Origin of the sequence: Dokdonella sp. (genome assembly GCF_051958935.1) — a bacterium.
GTDB lineage: Bacteria > Pseudomonadota > Gammaproteobacteria > Xanthomonadales > Rhodanobacteraceae > Dokdonella_A.
This window is the reverse complement of sequence record NZ_JBQCFP010000081.1, coordinates 39,887-63,526: the sequence shown is the minus strand read 5'-3', so window position 1 is coordinate 63,526 and position 23,640 is coordinate 39,887. Positions and strand designations below refer to the sequence as shown.

The window sequence follows — 23,640 nt, the reverse complement described above, 5'->3', positions numbered from 1 at the left end:
GCTCCGCCGCGGGCGTCGTGCTCGCCGCCGGCATCGCCTGGCACGTCGGCCAGGATGCACTGCGCCGTGAAGCGCAGGGCGAACTGCCCGTGCAGAGCACCCCGGCGGCGCCGCAGCGCAGCCAGAACTACGTCCCCGTGCAGCCGCTCAGCGAGCCCGCGGCAAAGCGCGTGCAACCGTCGGCGCAGGAGCCGGTCGGCGGCGCCGCGCCTGCCACGGCGCCGCCAGCTCCGCCCGCCGCGGCCAAACCCATGCCACGCAAGACCGAGGCGCGGGCGAAGGAACAGAGCCCAGCGCGCGTCACCCAGCCTGCGCCACCGCCGCCTCCGGCCGCAGCGGCCGCAGCGCCGGACGCCTTTCCGGCCGAGGCGCAGCGCGAGGAAGCCGAAACCGCCAGCGCGCCGGTCGCCGCCGATGCGGCCGGCGCAGTGGCGAAGGAACGATCCGGGGGCAAGGCCGCGCGTGCGCGCGGCGTATCGACGCCGCCCACCAGTTCGTTCGAACTGCGACGCGACATGCAGCTCGCGCCGGACGACTGGCTCGCGCACATCCGCCAGTTGCTGCACCAGGGCCGGCGCCAGCAGGCGACCGACAGCCTGCGCCTGTTCCATGCCGCCCATCCGGAGCGCCCGCTGCCGGACGAGCTGCGCGCGCTGCTCGACTGACGCGGGCGTGATTCCGCGCGCGTTACACTCGCCTCGATGAGTGCCACGTCAACCCTGCGCGCCGAAGCGGAACTGCAGCAGGAGATCAAGAAGAGCCGCTTCCTCGCGCGCGCCGCGCCGGTCGACACGCCGGAGGCGGCGGCCGCGTTCTTCGCGCGCGTCGGCGACGCCGCGGCCACGCACAACTGCTGGGCCTGGCGCATCGGCGCCAACTACCGCTTCAACGACGATGGCGAGCCGGGCGGCAGTGCGGGCAAGCCGCTCCTCATGGCGATCGACGGACAGGCGCTCGACCGCGTCGCCGTGGTCGTCACGCGCTGGTTCGGCGGCATCAAGCTCGGCATCGGCGGCCTCGTGCGCGCGTACGGCGGCTGCGCCGCCGAATGCCTGCGGCGCGCCGAGCACCGTCCGCTCGTCGACCTGTGCCGCGCGCGCATCCGCTGCGATTACGCGGCCGTGCCGCTGTTGCACGCGCGCCTGCGCGACTTCGATGCGGCCAAACGCGCCGAGCGCGCCGACGCCGAAGGCATCGAGCTCGACGTCGAGCTGCCGGCCGAACGCATCGACGCGCTCGCCGCCTTCGTGCGCGACCTCACGCGTGGGCGCGGCCTGTTCGAGCGCGCTTGAACGCGTCCCGGCTGCCCGCACCTCGTTCCGATCCCCCGTAGCCCGACGCGCGATGACCGACCAGCCTGCCACCGACTCGCCGCGCAAGCTCCGCTCGCTCGTGCGCCTGCTGCCGTACCTGCGGCCCTACCGCGGCCTGCTCGCCGGCTGGCTCGGTTTCCTTGCGCTGTCGTCGAGCGCGACCCTCGCGCTGCCACAGGCCGTGCGCGTGATGATCGACCACGGCTTCACGCAGGCGAACGCGGCCGCGATCAATGCGAGCTTCCTCGGCCTGTTCGCGGTCGCCGCGGTGCTCGCGATCGCGACCGCGGCACGCTTCTTCTTCGTGACCCTACTCGGCGAGCGCGTCGCCGCAGACCTGCGCCGGCGCCTCTACGACCACCTGCTCACGCTCGACCAGGCGTTCTACGAGAGCACGCGTACGGGCGAACTCGTCTCGCGCCTCGCCGCCGACACCGAACTCGTGCAGACGGTCGTCGGGTCCACCCTGTCGGTCGCGCTGCGCAGCATCGTGACCCTGATCGGTGGCGCCGCCGCGATGATCTGGACGAGCCCTCGCCTCGCCGGCTTCACCGTGCTGGTGATCCCGGCGGTCGTGCTGCCGATCGTCGTGTTCGGCCGGCGCGTCGCGAAGCTCTCGCGCGAGAGCCAGGACCGCATCGCCGATGCTTCGGCGACCGCGAGTGAAGCGCTGAACGCGGTGCACACCGTGCAGGCCTACACGCGCGAGCCGGAGGAATCGCGGCGCTACGCGGAAGCGATCCGCCGCGCGCTCGACGTCGCGCGGCGGCGCATCGCGATGACCGGCAGTCTCACCGCGATGGTGATCCTGCTCGTGTTCGGCGCGATCACGCTCGTGCTGTGGGCCGGTGCCAAGGCGGTAATGGCCGGCACGATGGCGCCGGGCGTGCTCAGCCAGTTCGTGCTCTACGCGGTGTTCGCCGCGGGCTCGGTCGGCGCACTGAGTGAAGTCTGGGGCCAGGTGCTGCGCGCCGCCGGTGCGCTCGGACGGATCGGCGACCTGCTCGATGCGCGCGCGGGCATCGTCTCGCCGGTAACGGCCACGCCGCTCGCGCGGCCCGTGCGTGGCGCGATCCGCTTCGAGCACGTCGAATTCCATTACCCGTCGCGACCCGATCGCCCGGCACTTCACGACTTCACGCTCGACGTGCAGCCGGGCCAGACGATCGCGCTGGTCGGTCCGTCGGGCGCAGGGAAGACCACGGTGTTCCAGCTGCTGCTGCGCTTCCATGATCCCGGCAGCGGGCGCATCACGCTCGATGGCGTGGACCTGCGCGCGCTCGCACTGCCGGAGCTGCGTGGCAGCGTCGCGCTCGTGCCGCAGGATCCGGTCCTGTTCGGCGCGAGCGCGGCCGACAACATCGGCTTCGGCCGGGCCGGCGCCGGCCGGGACGATGTCGTCGCCGCCGCGCGATCGGCCGAGGCACACGACTTCATCGCGGACCTGCCCGAAGCCTATGAAACCTACCTCGGCGAGCGCGGCGTGCGCCTGTCCGGCGGCCAGCAGCAACGCATCGCGATCGCGCGCGCGCTGCTGCGCGACGCGCCCGTGCTGTTGCTCGACGAGGCGACGTCCAGCCTCGACGCGCAGTCCGAGCACCTCGTGCAGCAGGCGATCGAACGGCTCGAAGCCGGACGTACGACCTTGGTGATCGCGCATCGCCTCGCGACCGTGCAGCGGGCCGACCGCATCGTCGTCATGGACGGCGGGCGCATCGTCGCGCAAGGGACGCACGCGGAACTCGTGCGCGCGGGCGGCCTTTACGCCGAACTCGCGCGGCTGCAGTTCGCCGCCTGATGGCTTCGGACGACGCGCCGTTCGGCCAACGCGTGCGCGAGGCCGCCGCACTCGCCGATCACGGCGAGCTGCGCGCCGCGATCGACCGCCTTCAATCGTTGCTGCGCGAACACCCGCAGGAGGCGGCGCTGCGCCAGTTGCTCGCACGTTGCCACTTGCGCGCCGGCGGACGCGACGCCGCCCTCGCCGTCGCCGCGCATCCCGCGCTGATCGCCGATCGCGAAGTCCTCTACGCCGTCGTCGCCGATTTCGCCGACGCTGGCGCGTGGCGCGAGCGCGCGGCACTGCTCGAAGCGGTCGTGCGGCAGGACCCGGCCGACTACGAAGCGGTGCTCGCGCTGGCCGCCTCGCTGCACGCGCTGGGTTGCCCGAGCGCCGCGCTGTACTGGAGCACGCAGGCGAGCGCGTTGCGTCCTGCCGACCCCGTACCGCGGGCGATCGCCGCGACGGCCCTGGTCGATCGGGGCGACGTCGAAGCGGGACTCGCCGCGTATCGCAGCCTCTCCGCCAGCGACGACGACGGCGAACATGCCGCACGCCGACTCGTGCTCATGCACTACGACCCCGCGCTCCACGCCGCCGCGACGTCCGCGGCGATCCGCGGCTACGCACGACGCTTCCTGCCGGCGCCCGACGCGATCGTGCCGCGCGCCGATGCCCCCGGGCGGCGCCTGCGCATCGGCTGGGCGTCGCCGCGCCTCGGTGCAGGCCCGGTGGCGACGTTCCTCTCCGGGCTGCTGCGCGCGTTCGACCGCGAGCGCCACGAACATCTGCTCGTCGATCTCACTGCTGCGGATGCACGCACCGCACGATCGATGCTGCGCGACGGCGACAGGTACGTCGATGCGAGCGGCCTCGACGACGAATCCCTGTGGCGGCGCCTGCGCGCGTTGCAGCTCGACGTGCTCGTCGATCTCTCGGGACATTCGACCGCCAATCGACTGCGCGTACTCGCGCGGCGCGTCGCCCCGTTGCAGCTGACCTTCCTCGACTGGTTCGACACGACCGGGACCGCGGCCATCGACGTGTTCGTCGGCGACCCCTGGCTGACGCCGGAAGGTTGCGCCGGCCACTTCGACGAGACGATCGCGCTGCTTCCTTCGGGGCGATTCTGCTACACGCCACCGGACGAAGCGGTGGAGGTGACGCGCAGCGGCGATGGTGCCGTCGCTTTCGCCTCGTTCAACCGCCTCGCCAAGCTCAACGACCGCGTGCTCGATGCATGGGCGCAGGTCCTCCACGGCTGCCCGGGCTCGCGCCTCGTGCTGCGTGCGCGGCATCTCGGCGAAGCCGCGACGCGTGCGCACGTTGCGGCGCGCTTCGCTGCGCGCGGCATCGATGCGAACCGCCTCGAGCTGGGCGGCGCGCTGCCCTATCGCGAACTGCTCGAGGCGTACCGCGGCGTCGACATCGCGCTCGACCCGTTTCCGTTTTCCGGTTGCACGACGAGTTGCGACGCACTCTGGATGGGCTGCCCTGTCGTCACGCTCGAAGGCCATGCCTACGTCGGCCGGCAGAGCGCGAGCCTGCTGCATCGACTCGGCATGGCGGACTGGATCGCCGCCGATGTCGAAGGCTACATCGCCCGTGCCGTGCATGCCGCGGCCGGGATCGATGCACTACGCAATGAGCGGGCGGCGCTGCGCCAGCGCGTAGTGGTGTCGCTTTGCGACGCACGCACCCATGCCGACGAGTTCGCACGGATGCTGGATGCGCAGTGGCTGCGCATCGCTGGCCACAAGTAAGGCAGCACACCATCGAGGATGGGCGACTCGCTGCCCGTCGCCGCGCTGCGAACGGGGTGCCGGTCGCAAAAGCGGAGCCCCGCGCTGCGGGGCTCCGTCGCATGCCCCGGTATTACTTGACCGGCTGCACGCCCGAGGCCTGCGAGCCCTTGGGGCCCTGCACGATCTCGAAGTTCACGCGCTGCCCCTGCTGCAACGTGCGAAAACCCTGCGAATTGATGGCCGAGTAGTGAACGAACACGTCCTCCCCGCCGTCCTCGGGCGCGATGAACCCGAAGCCCTTCGCGTCGTTGAACCACTTCACTGTACCGGTAAGCATTGATGCCTCTCGCTGTCTGGAACGCACCCCGATGGCGCGCCGCGCTCCCCTGCCCGGCGCACGGATGCGCTTCGAGTATAACAATTGCTTAACGGATCGAATCAAGTTGCGGTGCGCAAGTCCGGACGGTCCCTGGGCGGGAAGGAGACTGCTAAAAGCCTGCAACACGAAGCACACCGAGTACACCGAGGAAGAGCTTTTTCTTTCTTCCGCGGTGTGCCTCGGGTTCCGATCTTGCGCTTTGCTCCCGGCGCCGCGGCGGCACGCGCTGCGCGTCCCGCCCTACACGACATCGAGGCAGAGCGTCGGGGCGTAGGCGGGTCGAGCGCGCCGCGCGAGTCCCGCCGGGGGACGCGGTGGCCTGGGGCGCACGGCGGCGAACAGCTTGCGCTTTGCTCTTGGCGCCGCGGCGGCACGCGCGGCTCGCGTCCCGCCCTGCGGTGCCCGCGTCAGGTGCCGAGCAGCGCGGTCACGATGCGCGGCACCGCGGCCGTGGCGGCTTCGAGGTTGGCGAAGATTTCCGGCAGGCTGATCTCGGCTTCGTCGCCGCAGCCGGCCGCCCAGTTCGCGACGAGCGCGATGCACGCGTAGTCGAGTTCGAGCTCGCGCGCGAGCGCGGCTTCCGGCATGCCGGTCATGCCGACGAGATCGCAGCCATCACGGCGCATGCGTGCGATTTCCGCGCGTGTCTCGAGGCGCGGCCCCTGCGTCGCGCCATAGCAACCGCCGTCGACGATCGCGACGCCGGCGCGTGCGGCTGCGGCGAGCAGGTCGCGTCGCAGGGTGGCCGTGTACGGCTCGCTGAAATCGATGTGCCTGACCTCGGCACCGGCGACGTCGCAGAAACTCGTCAGGCGCTCGCTCGTGTAGTCGATGATCTGGTCGGGCAGCACGACCACGCGCGGCCCCATGTCGGGGCGGATGCCGCCGACCGCGTTCACGCCGATCACGCGCCGGGCGCCAAGATGGTGCAGCGCCCAGACGTTGGCGCGATAGTTCACGCGGTGCGGCGGAATCGTGTGCGATTCGCCGTGGCGCGCGAGGAATGCGATGCGCTGGTCGCCGAGCCGACCGACGACGACGCTGTCGGACGGATGGCCGTACGGTGTGTCGACCGCATGGCGTTCGGCCGCTTCGAGGCCCGGGAAACGGTACAGGCCGGTACCGCCGATCAGCGCGAGGTCGATGTGCCGGTTCATGCATCCACCGCGTAGATCGCCGCGAGGTTTCGGCCCTGTTCGTGGTAATCCATGCCGTAGCCGAACACGTAACGGTCGGGCACCTCGACGCCGACGAAATCGGCGCGCAGCCCGGCACCGCGGCCGTGGCGCTTCTCGCAGAGCACGGCGAGCAGCACGCGCGCGGCGCCCTGCTCGACGCAGAAATCACGGATCGCCTTCAGCGTATGGCCCTCGTCGAGGATGTCGTCGACGAGCAGCACGGTCCTGCCAGCGAGCGAAATCGACGGCTGCTTGATCCACATCAGCGCGCCGCCGCTGGTGGCGCCGCGATAGCGCGTCGCGTGCACGTAGTCGAACACGAGCGGCGCGCGCATCGCGGTCGCGAGCTGGCCCGCGAACGGCAGCGCGCCTTGCATGACGGTGAGGAAGACCGCGGGCGCGCCGGCGAGTTCGGCATCGATTTGCGCACCGACGCGTTCGATCGCCGCGGCGAGCGTCGCGCGGTCGTGGACGAGATCGGCGCGCACGAGCACGTCGGCGAGGTCGGCTGTGCTCATGGCGTGGTCCGTGCGTCATCGAGCTGGTCGAGGCGCGCAATGAAGGCGTCGCGTTGCGGGTTGGCCACCAGCGCATCCCAGGTCTGCGCGACCGCGCCTTGCAACGCGGCGACGCATTCGGGGTCGCATGGCGTGGCGTGCGCGCTCGCCGCGATCGATTCGTCGACGATGGCCGGGCTGCAGGCGAGCAGCAGGTCGCAACCGGCGAGCAGGTGCGCCTCGATGCGCGCGGCGATGCTGCCGACCTGCTCCGCCGCGGCCATGCCGATGTCGTCGCCGATCACGCAGCCGCGAAAACCGAGTTCACCGCGCAGCACGTCCTCGATCCACGCGCGGGAATAGCCCGCCGCGCGCGCATCGACCGCGGGGTACGTCACATGCGCCATCATCACGGCTTCGGCACCGCTCGCGATCGCGTCGGCGAACGGCACGAGGTCCGTCGCGAGCAGTTCCTCGAGCGGGCGCGGATCGACCGCCGCATCGAAATGCGTGTCCTCGGCGACCGTGCCGTGGCCGGGAAAATGCTTGATCGTTGCCGCCATCCCGGCGAGCCGCATGCCGCGCAGGTACGCCTGCGCGAGTTCGGAAGCGACGTGCGGGTCCGCATGGAAGGCACGCTCGCCGACGGCGCGGTTGCCGCGCGCAAGATCGACGACGGGCGCGAAACTCAGGTCCACCCCGATCGCGCGCATCTCGCTCGCCATCACCCAGGCGTGTTCTTCGGCCGCGCGGATCGCCGCGTGCGCGTCGCGCTCGTACAGCTCGCCGATGCGCGCGAGCGCCGGCAGGTGCGTGAAGCCCTCGCGGAAGCGCTGCACCGGGCCACCTTCCTGGTCGACGCAGACGAGGAAAGGTTCGGGGCGCTCGGCGCGGATGTCGTCGATGAGGTCGACGACCTGGTCGCGGCTCTCGAAATTGCGCGAGAAGAGGATCACGCCGCTGACCTGCGGCGCGGCGAGCTGGCGCCGGTCCGCGTCGGTGAGGGTCTTGCCGGGAAGTCCGATGATGAGCATGGGCGTGGATCGTATCAGGCCGCGTCGCCGGCGTTGCGTTCGGTCTCGCTCCAGCACGCATACGGGTGCGTCGCGAGGCGCAGGTTGTAGTAGCGCTCGAGATGGCTCACCTCTCGGCCGAGCCAGGCCGGCCGCGGGAACGGTGCATCGACCGCCGCGAGTTCGATCTCCGCGACGACGAGCCCCGCGTTGGCACCGGCGAACTCGTCGATCTCGAATAGATGGCCCTCGACCTCGACATGATGGCGCACCTTCGCGACGACGTCACCCGCGAGCGTCGCGAGCATGCGCCGCGCATCGTGGAACGGGATCGCGTACTCGTACTCGTCGCGCTGCACGCCCGCGGTCGCCGACTTGATGTTGAGGAAGGCGCGCACGCCGGCTAGGCGCACGCGCACCGAGCAACGCGCGGCCGGAGGACCGGCGAGATAACCCTGCTCCATCGGCTCGCTGTGCGAAACCTCGTCGCGCCAGGCATCGCCGGAGAGGAGGAATTTCCGTTCGATTTCGATTGGCATGGTTCGAGACCAAAGGAAGGATTGAAACACGAAGGACATGAAGGAAAGAAAAAAAGTCTTTCTTGCGCTCCGCTTCGTGTCCTTCGTATCGAAAGCTCCTGCTCTTCGCCGGCTCCGCTCAACGCTCGAACAGGGCGATCGATTCGACCTCCGCTCAACGCTCGAACAGGGCGATCGATTCGACGTGGGCGGTGTGCGGGAACATGTCCATCACGCCCGCGGCGACGAGTCGGTAGCCGTGTTGCGTGACGAGCGTGCCGGCGTCGCGCGCGAGCGACCCGGGGTGGCAGGAGACATAAACGACGCGGTCGGTGCCCTTGCGCGGCAGGTATTCGAGCACGGCGGCCGCGCCCGAGCGTGGCGGGTCGAGCAGCAGCTTGTCGTAGCGCGCCTGCGCCCAGGCGGTGCCGCGCTGGTCGGCGGCGAGATCGGCCGCATGGAACTCCGCATTGGCGATGCCGTTGCGGGCGGCGTTCTCGCGCGAACGGGCGACGAGCGCCGCCTCGCCCTCGACACCCACCACCTCGCCCGCGACGCGCGCGATCGGCAGGGTGAAGTTGCCGAGGCCGCAGAAGAGGTCCAGCACGCGATCGTCCGCACGCAGGTCGAGCAGTTCGAGCGCACGCGCGATCATGCGCTGGTTCATGCCCGCGTTGACCTGGATGAAATCGAGCGGGCGAAAGGCAATGTCGATGTCGGACGCGGGGATGCGGAACGACAGCGGCACGTGCTCGGGCCACAGCGGCACGACACTGTCCGGTCCCCCCGGCTGCAACAGGATCGCGAGGGCGTGATGCTGGCCGAACGCGACGAGCGCGGCGCGGTCGCCATCCGACAGGGGCCGCAGGTTGCGGAACGTCAATGCGACCGTGTCGTCACCCGCGGCGATCTCGATCTGAGCGATCTCCGCGCGGGCATCGAGCGAGCCGACCAGCGCGCCGAGTTCGGCGAGCCGCTCGCCGACCTCGGGCAACAAGGTATGGCAGCGTGCAAGGTCGGCGACGAAGCGCGGATTGTCCTCGCGGAAACCGACCAGCGCCTTGTCCTTCTTCGCGACCCATTTGACCGAGAGGCGGCCCTTGCGGCGATAACCCCACGGGTCGCCGGTGAGCGGCTCGAGCCAGCGATCGGGCGCGACCTTGCCGATGCGTTCGAAGTTCTCCACCAGCACGTGCTGCTTCGCGGCGATCTGCGCCTCGGGCGGCAGGTGCTGCAGACTGCAGCCGCTGCAGTGGCCGAAATGCGCGCAGCGCGGCTCGATCCGCTGCGGCGAGCGCACGAGGATCTCCTCGACCTTCGCCTCGTCGTAGTTGCGATGGCGCTGCACGCGCCCCAGGCGCACGCGTTCGCCCGGCAGCGCGCCGGCGACGAACACGGTCTTGCCGTCGATGCGGGCTACGCCGCGGCCGTCGTGCGAAAGATCGATGATGTCGACTTCGTGGTTCTGGTTCTGCATGGGATCCAAACGAAGCGCCCGCCGTCGAGGCGGGCGCGGGAAAAGCGGCGGGCGGCGCCGGCTACTTCTGCTTCCAGACGCCGGAAGAGTCCTGATAATACCAGCCCGGGCGCGCCTGCTGGATCCACTGCCGGGCGAACGTGTCGCGGATCTGCGCTTCCCACTCGGCGTGACCGTTGGCGAGCGCGATCTCGCGATAGACCGCTTGGCGGTCGCGGTTCTCGTCAGCCACCGCCGCATTGAGCGCGGCGCGTTCCGCCAAGGGCACGCTGGCGGCGTCGCGCACGGCGACGAGGCCATCGCGTGTGAAGCCGACCGCGCCGCTCGCGCAGTATTTCGCCAGCACGGAGGAAAAGCGCTGGCGCATGCGTGCCTGGATCGCCTGGATCTGCGGCGTCTGGATCGTGATGTCCGCGCTTTGTGCGTACGCACTCGGCACGACGAGGTCGAGCAGCATCGCGCCGGGGGAGCGGCCCGGTGACGGCTCGCCGGGTGGCTGGGCCGGCGGCTGCGCCTGTTCCGCGGCCGGGCCGATCACCTTGTCGACGAACTGCTCGGCGGCCTTCTGCGCGGCGGCCTCGGGAAAATAGACGTTGATCGTGACGCACGCCGCCGGCAGCGCGAGCGCGGCGGCGAGGACGGACCAGCTGAGGAGGTGGCGCATCGATGGTTCTCCCGTATGCGGATGCCCGCGATCATTCGATGACCGGGCCGCTGCCGCGCGTCGCGTCGATGAGCCGTCGCACGAGCGTCGGCCAGTCGACGCGGCGGCGATGGCCGACGATCGTGATGCGCGGCAGGCCCGATCCTTCGACGATAGTGTAGCCGTCGGTCGATGCGCCGGTGCCGCCCGCGACGACGCCCGCCGGAATCGGCTCGATGCCGCCCATCGCGCAGACGTCGTCGCGCAGGATGCAGCGGATGCCGAGCCGGCGGTAGCCGAAGGTGTCGAACAGCTTCAGCGCCATCGTCTGCAGGTTCGCCGACAGGCCGCCACCGCCACCGATCGCGGTGAGGTCGTTGACCGCCTTGTAACTCATGCGGCCGCCGCCGTCCGTGCGCAGCCACGCATCGAACGCGACCGGGCTCCAGTCGACGAGGCGCACGCCGCCAATCGTGCCGAACAGCCGCCCGCTCATTCCGCCGAACGAGAATGCGCGGGTGACCTGCTCGAGATCGAGCTTTTCGAAATGCGCATCGGCCGACAGCGACGGCGCAATGCCGAACGGCCGTTCGAGCGCGAGGCCGCTGAGGCCCAAATGGCCGTCGAACGCGTACAGGTCGAGGCCACCGCGGAATTCGATGCGATCGCCCGCGAATTCGATTTCCGGAATGCCGCCGGACAGCTTGCCCGGGAAGCGCGGCCAGCCGAACAGCTCCGACAGGCGCGCCATGTCGATGCCACCGAGCGCGAACGAACCGGCGTAGCGCTCGCCACGCGGCGAGCGCGGCTGCGCGGTGAAGCGTTCGAGCCGCACCTGCCCGCCGAGCACGTCGACCGCGAGCGGTTGGCGAAGCGTGAGCACCCCCGCGTGGGACGCGAGCTCCGCATGCGCGCTGCCGAGCGGCAGGCGGAAGATCTCCACCGACCGCCAGCCGAACGTGGTCGCGGGTCGGTCCGCCGCGACGTCCCAGTCGATCGCGCCATCGATCCCATCGAATGCAAAGCGCCCGGCGCCGTCGCGCAACGACGCGCCGTCGACCGCGACGGCGAATCGCCGGAGCTGGCCCGCGTGGAGTTCGAGCGCCCCTTGCACGCGGCCTTCCGCGGCGAGCTCGGCATAGCCGCGCGTCGCGAGCCAGCTCTGCGCGTAACGTCGCAGCGCCGGTCCCAGCCGGGCTTCGCGCAGCTCCAGCCGCACGGCCTGCACCGGCGCGGCAGCACCCGGCGCGAAGGTGCCGCTCGCGGCAAAGTCAAGCACGTCGGGATCGTTCCATTCGAACCGATCGAGTTGCCAGCGATCCGCGCGCGCGGCGAGATCGGCTGCGACGACAACCGGTTTGTCCGGCAGTTTCGCGTAGAAGGCGCCGGCAAGGATCTCGCCACTGCGCATCCGTGCGTCGAGCCGGATGCGCGGCTCGCCCGCATCGAGAGCAATGGAGAGTTCGCCCTCGCCGGAAACCTGCGCGGCGGCGAGCGTGCCGGCGGCATTCTCGTAGCCGAGGCCGTCCACCCGCGCGTGCGTGCGGATGCGCTCGCCCGCGTCGGCGAACGGTCGCAACCGGGTGCGTTCGAGTTCCAGCGTGCCGCCGAACAGCTTCGTATGCAGCGATCCGGCCTGCACGAGTACACCGTCGCGGGCCTGCCAGGTCGACCGCGTGGATCCGAGCGCCACGCCAGCGATGTTCGCCCGGCGCCACGCAAGCGGCGTCGGCACGCCGTCGCCCTGCGCGCGCCAGTCGATGCCGCCGGAGAGGCCGTCGATGTCGAGGGCATGGGCCGGGTCGCGCACACCGAGCGCGTCGGTCGCGATCGTGAGCTGGCGCACGCCGCCGGCATCGACTTCGACAGTGCCGGTCACGCGGCCGTCGAGCTCCAGGCCGGCGAGCCCGTACGCGGCGAACAGGTCGGCCGCATAGCGCTGCTTCGCGGCGGGGAAAACGAGCTTGGCGGTGGTCACCGCGAGCGCACGCAGCGGCGCCGTCGCGGCCGGCTCGAACTCGCCGCGCGCCTCGACTTCGAGCGCATCGGGATCGCGCCAGCCGAAGCGATCGACCGCCCAGCGGCCGTCGTCGCCGATGCGCGCGTTTAGCGCGGCGTCGACCGGTGTCGCGGGCAACCGGACGCGCAGGGTACCCACCTTCAACGTGCCGCCTTCGGCCTGCAGGGTCGCCGCGACGTGGCGTGCCTGCGCGCTCGCGCCGGCCGTGAGCGTGCCGTGCAGCGCGAGACCGTCGCCGGCGACGCTGCCATCGGACGTATTGAAGCGGACGTCTTCCGCCGCGCAGGTCGCCTCGGCGCTGCCGTCGCTGCGCAGCCGAACCTGTGCGTCGAACGTGCCCGAGCGCACTTCGCCGCCCTGCCATGCGATGGCGAGCGGTGCACGCAGCCATTCGGCCGGCACGCGTTCGATGCGCGCGATCGCCACGATGTCGCCGCCGAACGGCACAACGAGTGCGACACCGCGCTGCTGCTGCGACAGGGCGAGTTCGGCCTGCGCACGGTTCACGCGCACGTGCAGCTCGGCCCGTGCATCGCCCTGCCTGCCATGGAGGATCACGGGACCTTCGCATGCGCTGACCCCGTCGCCGCCGCGCCGCAGCGTGCACGACCATTCGAGACGTCCTTCCAGGCCGAGCGTGGCGCTGCGCAGGTCGTCCACGACCAATGTCAACGCATCGCCCGCTGCGGCCGGCGTGAGATCCAGGCGGATCCCGCGCGCTTCCACATGCCGATCCACCGCGCGCGCCAGTTCGACGGACACGCTGCGTGCCGCCGCGGGCATGCCTGGCGCGGCGAGCAGCGAAATCAGCAGGACCTGCGTTGACGGGCGGCGCATCGCCGGCCATTCTGCCTCATCGCCACCGCCTTACCAGCCCCGTGCCGCGCATCCTCGTCGCCGACGACAATCCGCTGAGCCTGCGTTTCCTCGCCGACGCACTCGCCGACGCCGGCGTCGAGGTCGCCGAGGCGGACGACGGGCCGGCCGCGGTCCGGCTCGCGAAGGAACGGGCATTCGACCTGTTGCTGCTCGACGCGCGCATGCCGGGCCTCGACGGCGCGGCGGCACTGGCGCGCATCCGCGCCGACAGCGGCCCGTCACGGCATGCGATCGCCCTGGCGACGACCGCCGACGACAGTGCCGGGACCACCGCCGCATTGCGCGAGCACGGCTTCGCTGCGGTGCTGCCCAAACCACTGTCCATCGACGCGCTGCGCGCGGCCGTTGCGAGTCACCTGCGCACTGCGGCGTTCGCCGTGCACGAAAGGCCTGCGCGCGCGGCACGCGTCGAAGATCGTGCCGACGAGGATCGCGCCGACGATGACGCGCTCGACGACGAGCAGGCCCGGCGCGCGGCGGGCGGCGATCAGGCGATTGTCGCCGCCCTGCGCGGTCTCCTCGTCACCGAACTCGAGGCACTGCCCGCCGAGGTCGCCGCGATGGCCGCGCGCGACGACCGTCCGGCCCTGCTCGAGCGGCTGCACCGACTCGATGCGTCGGCCGGATTCTGCGGAGTGCCGGCGCTCGTCGCCGCATCGGCGCGCCTGCGTGGCCGCCTCGGCGACGAGGACTGGCCGGGCGCGGGCATGGCCGATTTCCTCGCCGCGTGCGATCGTGCCCGCGAACGTCTCTCAGGCTGAATCCGTCGTCCGCGGCACGGCGGGACGTGCCCATGTCCATGCGTTGAGCTCGCCGCCCAGATGGTGGCGGATCACGCTGCGCATGAGCCGTCGCAGTTGCGCCTGCTGCGTCGCATCCGGCATGCGGTCGGCGCCGAACGCGAGCAACGCCGCGCCGGAAACGCGCGGCGCGCGCGCGTCGATGTTCGCGCTGCGTGCGCCCGCTTCCGGATCGTAGGCGTAGTCCTGTTGCGGCAGCAGCGGTTCGCCCGCGGCGTCACGATCGAGCACGAGCGCGTAGCCGAGGTCGGCGAGCAGTTCGCGCTCGAAGCGGCGCAACGTCCAGCCCGCGGGTTCGGCGTTGGCGAGGCGGGCGAGGCATTGCGCATACGCGACGAACGCGAGCGGATGTGCGTCGTTGCGAGCGCACAGGCGCTGCACGAGTTCGTTGAGATACATCGCCGAGAACAGGGTCTCGCCGTCGAACGCGAACGGCGCGCTGGCGACCTCGGCCGCGATCAGCGTGCCGAGCTCGCCGCGGGCGACCCAGTCGAGCAACAGCGGCTGCAGCGGCTGCAGCACGCCGCGCGACAGGCGACTGCGTTCACGTCTGACGCCGCGGGCGACGAGGCCGACACGGCCGTGGTCGCGGGTGAACACGTCGAGCAACAGCGACGTCTCGCGATAGGGCCGCGCGTGCAGGATGTAGCCCGGCTGCTGGTCGACGCGCATCCGCGGTGGCGGCGGCTACTCGCTGTAGCCGAACTGCTTGAGCGCCGCGGCGTCGTCGCTCCACGATAGGCGCACGCGCACCCAGACTTCGAGGAAAACCTTGCGATCGAACACGCGCTCCATCGCCCGCCGGGCCGCGCTGCCGATCTTCTTCAGCTGCGCACCGCCGGCACCGATGACGATGCCCTTCTGGCCGTCGCGCTCGACCCAGATCACGGCACCGACCCGGGTCAGGCCGGGCGTGTCCTCGAAGCGCTCGATCTCGACGGCGGCCGCGTACGGGAGCTCCGCAGCCAGTTGCAGCATGAGCTGTTCGCGCACGAGTTCGGCGGCGAGGAAGCGCTCGCTGCGGTCGGTGAACTCGTCCGCCGGTAGTTCGGCCGGACCTTCCGGCAGCAGCGCGACGATCTCGTCGAGCAGGGCCGGCACGCCGTCGCCGCGTCGCGCAGCGAGGAAATGCACTGCCGCATAGCCGCGCTCGCGCGTGACCTCGGCCGCGAACGGCAGCAAGGCCTTCTTGTCGGCGAGCTTGTCGACCTTGTTGACGACGAGCAGGCACGGTGCCGACTGTCTGGACACGAGCTGCCAGACCGCTTCGTCCTCCTCGCGCCAGCGCACGCCGTCGATCACGTGCACGAGCAGGTCGGCTTCTTCCGGCACCTGGCGCGCGACGCGGTTGAGCTGCCGGTTCAGCGCGCGCTTGCCGTCGTTGTGCAGGCCGGGCGTGTCGATGAACACGATCTGTGCATCCTCGCGCGTCTCGACGCCAAGGATGCGATGGCGCGTCGTCTGCGGCTTCGGCGTGACGATGCTCAGCTTGGTGCCGAGGATCGCATTGAGCAGGGTCGACTTGCCGACGTTCGGCCGGCCGATCAGCGCGACGCGACCGAAGCGGTGCGCGGGTACGTCAGGTTTCATCATCGATCCTCGCCTGCGCCAGTCGCAGTGCCTCTTCGGCAGCGATCTGCTCGGCCGCACGCCGGCTGGGTGCGATGCCGCCGGTGCGGACCGCCAGCGCGCCGATCGCGCAGCTCACCTCGAACATGCGCGCGTGGTCCTCGCCGTGCGCCGCGACGAGTTCGTACGCGGGCAACGGCAGGTTGTGTGCCTGCAGGAGCTCCTGCAGACGGGTCTTCGCATCCTTGGGCGTGTGCGCACCCGCCTGCACGCGGGCCGTGAACAAGCGGCGCACGTGGTCGCGGCACTCCTGCCATCCCGCATCCAGGTAGATCGCGGCGACGACGGCCTCGAATGCGTCGGCGAGGATCGAATCCCGGCGGAATCCACCGCTCTTGAGTTCGCCCGCGCCGAGATTGAGCCGGTCGCCGAGCTCCTCGATGCGTGCCATCTCGGCCAGTGCGGCGCCGTTGACGAGCGCCGCACGCAGGCGCGTCATTTCACCCTCGGTCGCGCGCGGATGCAACTCGTAGACGAGCTCGGCGACGAACAGGTTGAGCAATGCATCGCCGAGGAACTCGAGACGTTCATTGTTCTCGTGTCCTGCGCTGCGATGCGTCAACGCGCGGCGCAACAGTCCGGCGTCGGTGAACCGATGTCCGAAAACGCTTTCGTTCACTCACCACCGGCGTCGGACAGGTTGACCGATTTGTCGAACGTGCCGACCAGGTCGATGTTGTAGATGAACGGCACGCGCTTCTCGTAGTTGACGCGTACCGTGGAGGCGCCGGCCTCCTTCTTCAGCGAAATCGCCTGCGGCGGCACGCTGTTCTCGTCGACGTATTGCGTGTTGAACTTGAGCGATAGCTCGGCACGCACTTCGGTGAGCCCCATCGTGGCGGAGCGCGGATCCTGTCGCAGCTGGTCCAGCGCCTTCAGCACACCAAAGTACTCGACGTACATCGGGATCAGGCGCATCGCCATGTACGCGAAGAAGCCGGCGACGATGAGCAGGATCACGAAACCGATCAGGGTGACGCCTTCGACCTTCTTGCGCGTGTGCATGTGTCGCTCTCCCCGTTCTGCGGCCGTGCAGCCGCCCCTGTGAAAAAAATCAGTGGATGACCGTGCCGATCCGGCTGAAATCGATGCCGCCGTCCAGGTTCATCCAGATCACGAATGCCCTGCCGACGAGGTTGGCCTCCGGAACGAACCCCCAGAAGCGGCTGTCGGCGCTGTTGTCGCGATTGTCGCCCATTGCGAAGTAGTGTCCAGCCGGTACCTTCCAGGTCCCCTCCTTCGCACCCCACGCCTGCGGCAGCTCCAGGATGCGATGCTCGACGCCATCGAGATTCTCGCGCTTGACCTGCGCCCCGTCCATGCGGTGACCGGGCTCGGCCGGCCCCGTGTAGGCGCCGAGGTCGACTTCATCCACCGGCTTGCCGTTCACCGAAAGCACCTTGTTGCGGTAGGTGATCTCGTCGCCCGGCAGGCCGATCACGCGCTTGATGTAGTCCTCCTTCGGGTTCTGCGGATAGCGGAACACGAACACGTCGCCGCGCTTGGGCTCGCCGACGTCGAGGATCTTGGTATTCAACACCGGCAGGCGCAAGCCGTATGCGAACTTGTTCACGAGGATGAAGTCGCCGACCAGCAGCGTCGGCATCATCGAGCCGGACGGGATCTTGAAGGGTTCGGCGACGAACGAGCGGAACAGCAGGATCACCAGCAGCACGGGGAAGAACGAGCGCGCGTACTCGACCGGCACCGATTCCTGCATCGCGGTGCGCGCACGCGCCTCGCGCTCTTCCTCGGTGAGCGCCGTCATCGCCTTGATCGCCTCGGCGCGATGGGCGCGGCGCCGCGCGAGCAGCAGCCAGTCGAACAGCCAGACCACGCCGGTGACGCCGGTCAACACGACGAGCAGCAATGCGAAATCGAAATCCATCATTGTTTTCCTTCGGAAAACGGGAAGCAGGATGGGGATTCATTCGTGAATCACGGAAGTGCTGGTCGCGCTTCTGCCGATTCCCGATTCCCCATTCCCCATTCCCGGCTATTTGTCCATCTGCAGCACGGCCAGGAAGGCTTCCTGCGGAATCTCCACGCTGCCCACCTGCTTCATGCGCTTCTTGCCTTCCTTCTGCTTCTCCAGCAGCTTGCGCTTGCGCGTGACGTCGCCGCCGTAGCATTTCGCGAGCACGTTCTTGCGCAGCGCCTTCACCGTCGAGCGGGCGATGATCTGCGCGCCGATCGCCGCCTGGATCGCCACGTCGAACTGCTGGCGCGGGATCAGGTCCTTCATCTTCTCGACCAGCTCGCGGCCGCGGCGGTCCGCGCTCGAGCGATGCAGGATCAGGCTCAACGCATCGACCCGGTCGCCGTTGATGAGCACGTCCACGCGTACGAGCGGGCCGGCCTGGAAACGTTCGAAGTGGTATTCCATCGACGCGTAGCCGCGCGACACCGACTTCAGCTTGTCGAAGAAGTCGAGCACGACCTCGGCCAGGGGCAGCTCGTAGCTGATCTGCACCTGGCTCGCCATGTAGTGGATCGAGCGCTGCACGCCGCGCTTCTCCTCGCACAGCTTGATCACGTTGCCGATGTGGTCGGGCGGCGTGAGGATGTTGGCGACGATGATCGGTTCACGGATCTCCTCGACGTACTGCGTCGCGGGCAATTTCGCCGGATTGTCGAGCGACAGGATGGTGCCGTCGGTCCTGAGCACCTCGTAGATCACGGTCGGGGCCGTCGTGACGAGGTCGAGGTCGTACTCGCGCTCGAGCCGCTCCTGGATGATCTCCATGTGCAGCAGGCCGAGGAAGCCGCAGCGGAAGCCGAAGCCCATCGCCTCGGAGTTCTCCGGTTCGAAGCGGAGCGCCGCATCGTTGAGCTTGAGCTTTTCGAGCGCCTCGCGCAGCTTCGGATAGTCGTCCGCGGCGGTCGGGAACAGGCCGGCGAACACGCGCGGCTGCATCTCGCGGAAGCCCGGCAGCGGCTTTTCCGCCGGCTTGCCCGCCTGCGTCAGCGTGTCGCCGACGGGCGCGCCATGCACGTCCTTGATCGACGCGGTGACCCAGCCGACCTCGCCCGCGCGCAGCGCGTCCTTGACCAGCCGCTTGGGGGTGAACACGCCGACCTGGTCGACCTCGTGGCCGCGCCCCGTCGACATCACCAGGAGCCTGTCGCCCGGCCGGATCTCGCCTTGCATCACGCGCACGAGCGAAACCACGCCGAGGTAGTTGTCGAACCACGAATCGATGATGAGCGCCTGCAGGCGGTCCGTACCGAGCGGCTTGGGTGCCGGGATGCGCGCGACGATCGCCTCGAGCACGTCACCGACATTGAGGCCGGTCTTCGCGCTGATCGCGATCGCGTCGGTGGCATCGATGCCGATGACGGCCTCGATCTCCTCCTTTACCTTGTCGATGTCGGCGGTCGGCAGGTCGATCTTGTTGAGCACGGGCACGACTTCCAGCCCCATCTCGACCGCGGTGTAGCAGTTCGCGACCGACTGCGCCTCGACGCCCTGCGCCGCGTCGACGACGAGCAACGCGCCTTCGCACGCGGCGAGCGAGCGGCTGACCTCGTAGCTGAAGTCGACGTGGCCCGGCGTGTCGATGAAGTTGAGCTGGTAGGTATGGCCGTCCTTCGCCTTGTACGGTAGCGACACGGACTGCGCCTTGATCGTGATGCCGCGCTCGCGCTCGATCGGATTGTTGTCGAGCACCTGCGCTTCCATCTCGCGCTCGGTCAGGCCTCCGCAGAGCTGGATGATGCGGTCGGCGAGCGTGGACTTGCCGTGGTCGACGTGGGCGATGATCGAGAAGTTGCGGATGTGTTGCATTCGGATTGCGGCTGCGGGCGAGCGATCGGCACAAGAGCCGGATTATCGCAGAAAGTCACCCTCCGCGTCCCGTCGCGGAAGGCCGGTCCCCGGATGAACGGACGGGGCCGCGCGGCCCCGTCCTTCGTTGCAGCTGTCCCGGGCGCGCTCAGCCCTTGCCGGCCGGGGGCACCGTCAGCGCGAGGAACTGCGTCTGCTCGTCGCGACGCACGAGCAGCATGACCGACTCGCCGGGCTTGGCATCCTTGAGGCTCGCGTTGAAGTCGCCGACCGACTTGACCGGCTTGCGGCCGACCATGAGGATCACGTCGCCCGGCGCGAGCGCGGCGCGGCGTGCTGCAGTGCCGGTGATGCGCGTGACGACCACGCCCTGACCGTCGGTGATGCCGAGCTGCTTGCGTTGGTCGGCGGTGAGTTCTTCGACGACGATGCCGAGCGGGTTGCCGGCGACCGCCGCCGGCGCCGTGCTGCGCGCGCCGGCGAGCGCGTCCTTGTCCGCCGGCAGTTCGCCGACCGTGACCGGGATCGTGATGGTCTTGCCTTCGCGCCAGACCGACAGGTCCGCCTTGCTGCCCGGCTTGCTCGACCCGACCAGCGGCGGCAGGTCGGCCGACATCGCGATCTCGTGCCCGGCGAATCCGAGGATGACGTCGCCGACCTGCACGCCGGCCTTGTCGGCAGCGCTGCCCGGAGTGACCTTGTTGACGAGCGCACCGCCGCTGCGCGGCAGGCCGAGCGCCTTGGCCTGCTCGCGGTCGACGTTCTGGATCTGCACGCCGATCATCCCGCGGCTGACGCGGCCGGTCGCCTTGATCTGTTCGACCGCGTTCATCGCGATGTCGATCGGGATCGCGAACGACACGCCCATGAAGCCACCCGTGTTCGAGAAGATCTGCGAATTGATGCCGACGACCTGGCCATTGAGATTGAACAGCGGGCCGCCGGAGTTGCCGCGGTTGATCGGCACGTCGGTCTGGATGAACGGCACGTACTGCTGATCGGCGCCACCGAACTGGCGGCCGACCGCACTGATGATGCCGGCGGTCACCGAATGGTCGAAGCCGAACGGCGAGCCGATCGCGACGACCCACTGGCCGGCCTTGACCGCCTTGGAATCGCCGAGGCTGACCACGGGCAGGCCCGTCGCCTCGAGCTTGAGCAACGCGATGTCGTACTGCGCATCCGTGCCGACCACCTTGGCGTCGAGTTCGCGCCGATCGGACAGGCGCACCGTCACTTCATCGGCGCCGTCGACGACGTGGTTGTTGGTGAGGACGTAGCCGTCCGGCGAAATGATGAACCCCGAGCCCATCGACACGCGCATGCCGCGATCGCGCGGTTGCGGCATCGGGCCAAAGAAACGCCGGAAGATCTCCGGCACGTCCTGCTGGTCGATCTGGTCCTGCGACTGCGCGTCCGGGTTGCCGCTCGCCTGCACGTTCACCACGGCCGGGCCGTAGCGCTCGACCAGGCCCGAGAAGTCCGGCAACTCCACCGCCGGCACGTTCGCGGCGAACGCGAACACGATCAGCGGCGCCGCCGCCCAGCGCGACAGGGAGCGCCATTCCTTCCTTGAAGTCATCGTCATGGTGTCACTAGCCTCCTGGAGATCCGGTTCCGGCACGGCCCGGCATCGGGCGGCCGATTTCCGCTATTGACGCGCGCGTCGCGGCAAAGTTCCGCGCCGGGCACGAGGTTTTCAGCACGGCTTCAGCCCGCCGGCGCGATCGGCTGCAGGGATCGCGCCATGCGTTCGAGCGTGATGCGCGGGACATCGCCGATCGCGGTGACGCGCACGTTGCCGAGCGCGTGCGAATAGATGCCGAGCATGCCACGGCTGAGGCGCTGGTCGGCCACGCGGGTCGCGCCCGCCGTCGGCTCGACGTAGATCGACACGCTCGCCACGCCGTCGCTGTACAACTGGTGCTCCACCCCGTCGGCCGCATGCGTGCGGGCGAGCGCGAACCCCGGCGGCGCATCGGCGACGCGCCAGTGCGCCACGCCGGTCGCGGGTTCTCCGGCGGGTGCGGCGATGGTCGCGCCGGCCGCGCCCGCAAGATCGCTTTCACGCGGCTTGGCACCGATGTCGAGGGTCACGAACATGTACTCCTCGAGGGCGCGGTGGTTCGCATCGACGACCGCGGCACGAAGTGGCAAGCCGCTGTCGTCCTCGAGCCACAGGCGATAACCGTAGCGGTAACCATCGCGCGGAACCACGTCGATGCGGCGCGCCCTGTAGCCGGCGACGCGATCGGTGCCGGCGGCGGTGACGGCATAGAAGCGCGTGGATGCGACGCCGCGTGAATCAGGCAGCAGCGGCAGCAGGTGACCGCCCGCGCCGCGGAACAGCATCGTCGGCGCGGTGCCCTGCAGGCAGGTCACGCTGGCACCGTCGCGCACGACTTCCGTCGGCGAGCCGTTCAAACCCACCAGCCGCTCGCGCTCGAGCGCCCCGCCCGAATGGAAAATGCGCAGCGCGTCGAACTGGGCGCCGCGCGCATAGACGAATGACCCCTGGTAATCGAGCTGGCGCAGCGCGCCGTACATGCGCGCCAGCGCGTCGGATGCGGACGGCTCGGCCGCGTGCCCGGTGCAGGCGGCGGCGATGCTTGTCGACAGGAGGACGAGCAGCCGGAGCGACCCGGGCGGCGTCATGCGCGCAGCGGACTTCGCGCGCCGCGGTGATCCGCGCCGGAACGACGTCTCAGCGGTTCTGCGCACCTGCCGCGCCCGGCTGCGTGGCCTCGGGGTTCTGCGGTGTCGCGAGCAGCACGTACGGCACGAACCCCGACGCACCACCCGCACCGGCCGACTGGTAATGCCGCACCAGGTACGACTGCAAACGCGGGTCGAGCACGACGATCTGGCCGCCTTCACCGCCGAAGCTCACCGGCGAGACGTCGGCGGGCGTATTCGGCAGCAACAGCGGCGGGCGCACGTCGGGCAGCGCCGTGACCGCCGGCGCGGAACTCGCCGCGGCCGGTGCCGCGGTGATCGTCGGCCCGGCCAGCGTGCCGGCGGCCGGTCGTGCGGACGCGACGGCGGGCGCCTCGCCCGGAACCGGTGCCGGGCGCGTCACGACCAGTGCAGCGACGGCGACCGAGGCCGCGATCGCGCCGCTCGCGCCCCAACGCAGCCAAGCGCCGCCGCCGCGCGCATGCACGGTGGTCTCGGACTCGAGCCGCGCCATGACCGTGTCGGCGAACCCCTGGCGCAGCACGACGACCTCTTGCCGGCGCAGGGTCTGGCGCGCGATGTGATAGCGCTCCCAGCGAAGTGGCAGCGCGGTGTCGGTGGATGCACGGCGCAGCAGGAAGCGCGTCTGGTCGCGCTCCAGCTCCCCGTCCATCAGGGCCGACAGCTGTTCGTCGATGTGCTCGTTCATGAGGTTCTGTTTTCCTCGGACAACAACGGACGCAATTGCTCGTCGATCGCCTCGCGGGCTCGGAAAATGCGCGAACGGACCGTTCCGATCGGGCAATTCATCGCTTCGGCGATTTCCTCGTAGCTCAACCCGTCGACCTCGCGCAGCGTGATCGCGGTGCGCAGCTCTTCGGGCAACTGTTCGACCGTGGCGAACACGGTTCGTTCAATTTCCTGGCGCATGAGTTCACGTTCCGGCGTGGCCGACTCGTGCAGGCGCGCCGCGCCGTCGTACTGCACCGCATCCTCGACCGCCACGTCCTCGGTCGGCGGGCGCCGCCCCTGCGAAACGAGCCAGTTCTTGGCGGTGTTGATCGCGATGCGGTAGATCCAGGTGTAGAACTGGGCGTCGCCGCGGAACGAGCCGATCGCCCGGTACGCGCGCACGAACGCCTCCTGCGCGACGTCCTGGCACTCGCTCCAGTCGTTGACGTAGCGGGAAATGACGCTGACCAGCTTGTGCTGGTACTTCCTGACCAGGAGATCGAACGCGCGTTTGTCGCCATTCTGGACGCGTTCGACGAGCGCCTGGTCCAAGTCGCTTTCGCCCATCCGGGCC

Annotated in this window: 22 protein-coding genes and 1 pseudogene; 5 read left to right on the top strand and 18 right to left on the bottom strand. The window is 69.8% G+C overall.

The window, feature by feature from the left end; translation table 11 throughout:
• From ACTHK2_RS07430 to ACTHK2_RS07415, 4 genes and pseudogenes are all read left to right on the top strand, one after another.
• Positions 1 to 665: pseudogene (locus ACTHK2_RS07430) on the top strand (hypothetical protein); the annotation flags it as partial.
• Positions 666 to 701: 36 nt separating this feature from the next.
• Complete coding sequence (locus ACTHK2_RS07425; protein ID WP_440245068.1) at positions 702 to 1,292, top strand: IMPACT family protein; 591 nt, start codon at positions 702 to 704, stop codon at positions 1,290 to 1,292.
• A gap of 52 nt (positions 1,293 to 1,344) precedes the next feature.
• Positions 1,345 to 3,111, top strand: a complete 1,767-nt coding sequence (locus ACTHK2_RS07420) for an ABC transporter transmembrane domain-containing protein (RefSeq protein WP_440245067.1) — start codon at positions 1,345 to 1,347, stop codon at positions 3,109 to 3,111.
• Complete coding sequence (locus tag ACTHK2_RS07415; protein WP_440245066.1) at positions 3,111 to 4,856, top strand: O-linked N-acetylglucosamine transferase, SPINDLY family protein; 1,746 nt, start codon at positions 3,111 to 3,113, stop codon at positions 4,854 to 4,856. Before ACTHK2_RS07420 ends, ACTHK2_RS07415 begins: the two co-directional genes overlap by 1 nt.
• Positions 4,857 to 4,968: 112 nt before the next feature.
• Here the strand turns inward: ACTHK2_RS07415 and ACTHK2_RS07410 are convergent, their stop codons facing one another.
• From ACTHK2_RS07410 to ACTHK2_RS07375, 8 genes are all read right to left on the bottom strand, one after another.
• Entirely contained in the window at positions 4,969 to 5,175 is a 207-nt protein-coding gene (locus ACTHK2_RS07410) for a cold-shock protein (RefSeq protein WP_131997747.1), read from the bottom strand.
• Positions 5,176 to 5,624: 449 nt separating this feature from the next.
• Positions 5,625 to 6,374 (bottom strand): S-methyl-5'-thioinosine phosphorylase, encoded by a 750-nt coding sequence (locus tag ACTHK2_RS07405; protein ID WP_440245065.1) that lies wholly within the window; start codon positions 6,372 to 6,374, stop codon positions 5,625 to 5,627.
• Positions 6,371 to 6,913 carry a hypoxanthine-guanine phosphoribosyltransferase gene (locus ACTHK2_RS07400; protein ID WP_440245064.1) on the bottom strand — a complete coding sequence of 181 codons (543 nt, stop codon included), beginning with the start codon at positions 6,911 to 6,913 and terminating at the stop codon, positions 6,371 to 6,373. The genes ACTHK2_RS07405 and ACTHK2_RS07400 overlap by 4 nt, the downstream gene beginning before the upstream one ends.
• A complete protein-coding gene (gene nagZ / locus ACTHK2_RS07395; RefSeq protein WP_440245063.1) occupies positions 6,910 to 7,926 on the bottom strand; it encodes a beta-N-acetylhexosaminidase in 1,017 nt (338 codons plus the stop codon). Before nagZ ends, ACTHK2_RS07400 begins: the two co-directional genes overlap by 4 nt.
• Before the next feature lie 14 nt (positions 7,927 to 7,940).
• The gene (locus ACTHK2_RS07390) at positions 7,941 to 8,444 is read right to left on the bottom strand and encodes a CYTH domain-containing protein (RefSeq protein WP_440245062.1); all 504 of its coding nucleotides are present in this window, start codon (positions 8,442 to 8,444) and stop codon (positions 7,941 to 7,943) included.
• Positions 8,445 to 8,598: 154 nt separating this feature from the next.
• Complete coding sequence (gene rlmD, locus ACTHK2_RS07385; RefSeq protein WP_440245061.1) at positions 8,599 to 9,900, bottom strand: 23S rRNA (uracil(1939)-C(5))-methyltransferase RlmD; 1,302 nt, start codon at positions 9,898 to 9,900, stop codon at positions 8,599 to 8,601.
• A gap of 61 nt (positions 9,901 to 9,961) precedes the next feature.
• Positions 9,962 to 10,564, bottom strand: coding sequence for a YdbL family protein (locus tag ACTHK2_RS07380; RefSeq protein WP_440245060.1), 603 nt, complete (start codon positions 10,562 to 10,564; stop codon positions 9,962 to 9,964).
• A gap of 31 nt (positions 10,565 to 10,595) precedes the next feature.
• Positions 10,596 to 13,400 (bottom strand): hypothetical protein, encoded by a 2,805-nt coding sequence (locus tag ACTHK2_RS07375; protein WP_440245059.1) that lies wholly within the window; start codon positions 13,398 to 13,400, stop codon positions 10,596 to 10,598.
• Positions 13,401 to 13,441: 41 nt separating this feature from the next.
• Here ACTHK2_RS07375 and ACTHK2_RS07370 point away from each other — a divergent pair, with 41 nt between their 5' ends.
• Positions 13,442 to 14,203, top strand: a complete 762-nt coding sequence (locus ACTHK2_RS07370) for a response regulator (protein WP_440245058.1) — start codon at positions 13,442 to 13,444, stop codon at positions 14,201 to 14,203.
• Here the strand turns inward: ACTHK2_RS07370 and recO are convergent.
• From recO to rpoE, 10 genes are all read right to left on the bottom strand, one after another.
• Complete coding sequence (gene recO / locus ACTHK2_RS07365) at positions 14,195 to 14,914, bottom strand: DNA repair protein RecO (RefSeq protein ID WP_440245057.1); 720 nt, start codon at positions 14,912 to 14,914, stop codon at positions 14,195 to 14,197. The two genes, ACTHK2_RS07370 and recO, sit on opposite strands and share 9 nt — an antisense overlap.
• A 15-nt stretch (positions 14,915 to 14,929) precedes the next feature.
• Positions 14,930 to 15,832, bottom strand: coding sequence for a GTPase Era (gene era / locus ACTHK2_RS07360; protein ID WP_440245056.1), 903 nt, complete (start codon positions 15,830 to 15,832; stop codon positions 14,930 to 14,932).
• Positions 15,822 to 16,490 (bottom strand): ribonuclease III, encoded by a 669-nt coding sequence (rnc, locus tag ACTHK2_RS07355; RefSeq protein ID WP_440245055.1) that lies wholly within the window; start codon positions 16,488 to 16,490, stop codon positions 15,822 to 15,824. The genes era and rnc overlap by 11 nt, the downstream gene beginning before the upstream one ends.
• Positions 16,487 to 16,876, bottom strand: coding sequence for a DUF4845 domain-containing protein (locus ACTHK2_RS07350; RefSeq protein ID WP_440245054.1), 390 nt, complete (start codon positions 16,874 to 16,876; stop codon positions 16,487 to 16,489). Before ACTHK2_RS07350 ends, rnc begins: the two co-directional genes overlap by 4 nt.
• Before the next feature lie 49 nt (positions 16,877 to 16,925).
• Positions 16,926 to 17,759 (bottom strand): signal peptidase I, encoded by an 834-nt coding sequence (gene lepB, locus ACTHK2_RS07345; protein WP_440245053.1) that lies wholly within the window; start codon positions 17,757 to 17,759, stop codon positions 16,926 to 16,928.
• A gap of 108 nt (positions 17,760 to 17,867) precedes the next feature.
• Positions 17,868 to 19,658: a translation elongation factor 4 gene (lepA, locus tag ACTHK2_RS07340; protein WP_440245052.1), complete on the bottom strand. Its 1,791-nt coding sequence runs from the start codon at positions 19,656 to 19,658 to the stop codon at positions 17,868 to 17,870.
• Positions 19,659 to 19,806: 148 nt separating this feature from the next.
• Positions 19,807 to 21,246: a DegQ family serine endoprotease gene (locus ACTHK2_RS07335; protein ID WP_440245051.1), complete on the bottom strand. Its 1,440-nt coding sequence runs from the start codon at positions 21,244 to 21,246 to the stop codon at positions 19,807 to 19,809.
• A 122-nt stretch (positions 21,247 to 21,368) separates the two neighbouring features.
• The gene (locus ACTHK2_RS07330) at positions 21,369 to 22,313 is read right to left on the bottom strand and encodes a MucB/RseB C-terminal domain-containing protein (RefSeq protein WP_440245050.1); all 945 of its coding nucleotides are present in this window, start codon (positions 22,311 to 22,313) and stop codon (positions 21,369 to 21,371) included.
• Between the two features lie 49 nt (positions 22,314 to 22,362).
• Complete coding sequence (locus tag ACTHK2_RS07325; protein WP_440245049.1) at positions 22,363 to 23,043, bottom strand: sigma-E factor negative regulatory protein; 681 nt, start codon at positions 23,041 to 23,043, stop codon at positions 22,363 to 22,365.
• Positions 23,040 to 23,633 (bottom strand): RNA polymerase sigma factor RpoE, encoded by a 594-nt coding sequence (rpoE, locus tag ACTHK2_RS07320; protein ID WP_440245048.1) that lies wholly within the window; start codon positions 23,631 to 23,633, stop codon positions 23,040 to 23,042. Before rpoE ends, ACTHK2_RS07325 begins: the two co-directional genes overlap by 4 nt.
• Positions 23,634 to 23,640: the final 7 nt, after the last annotated feature.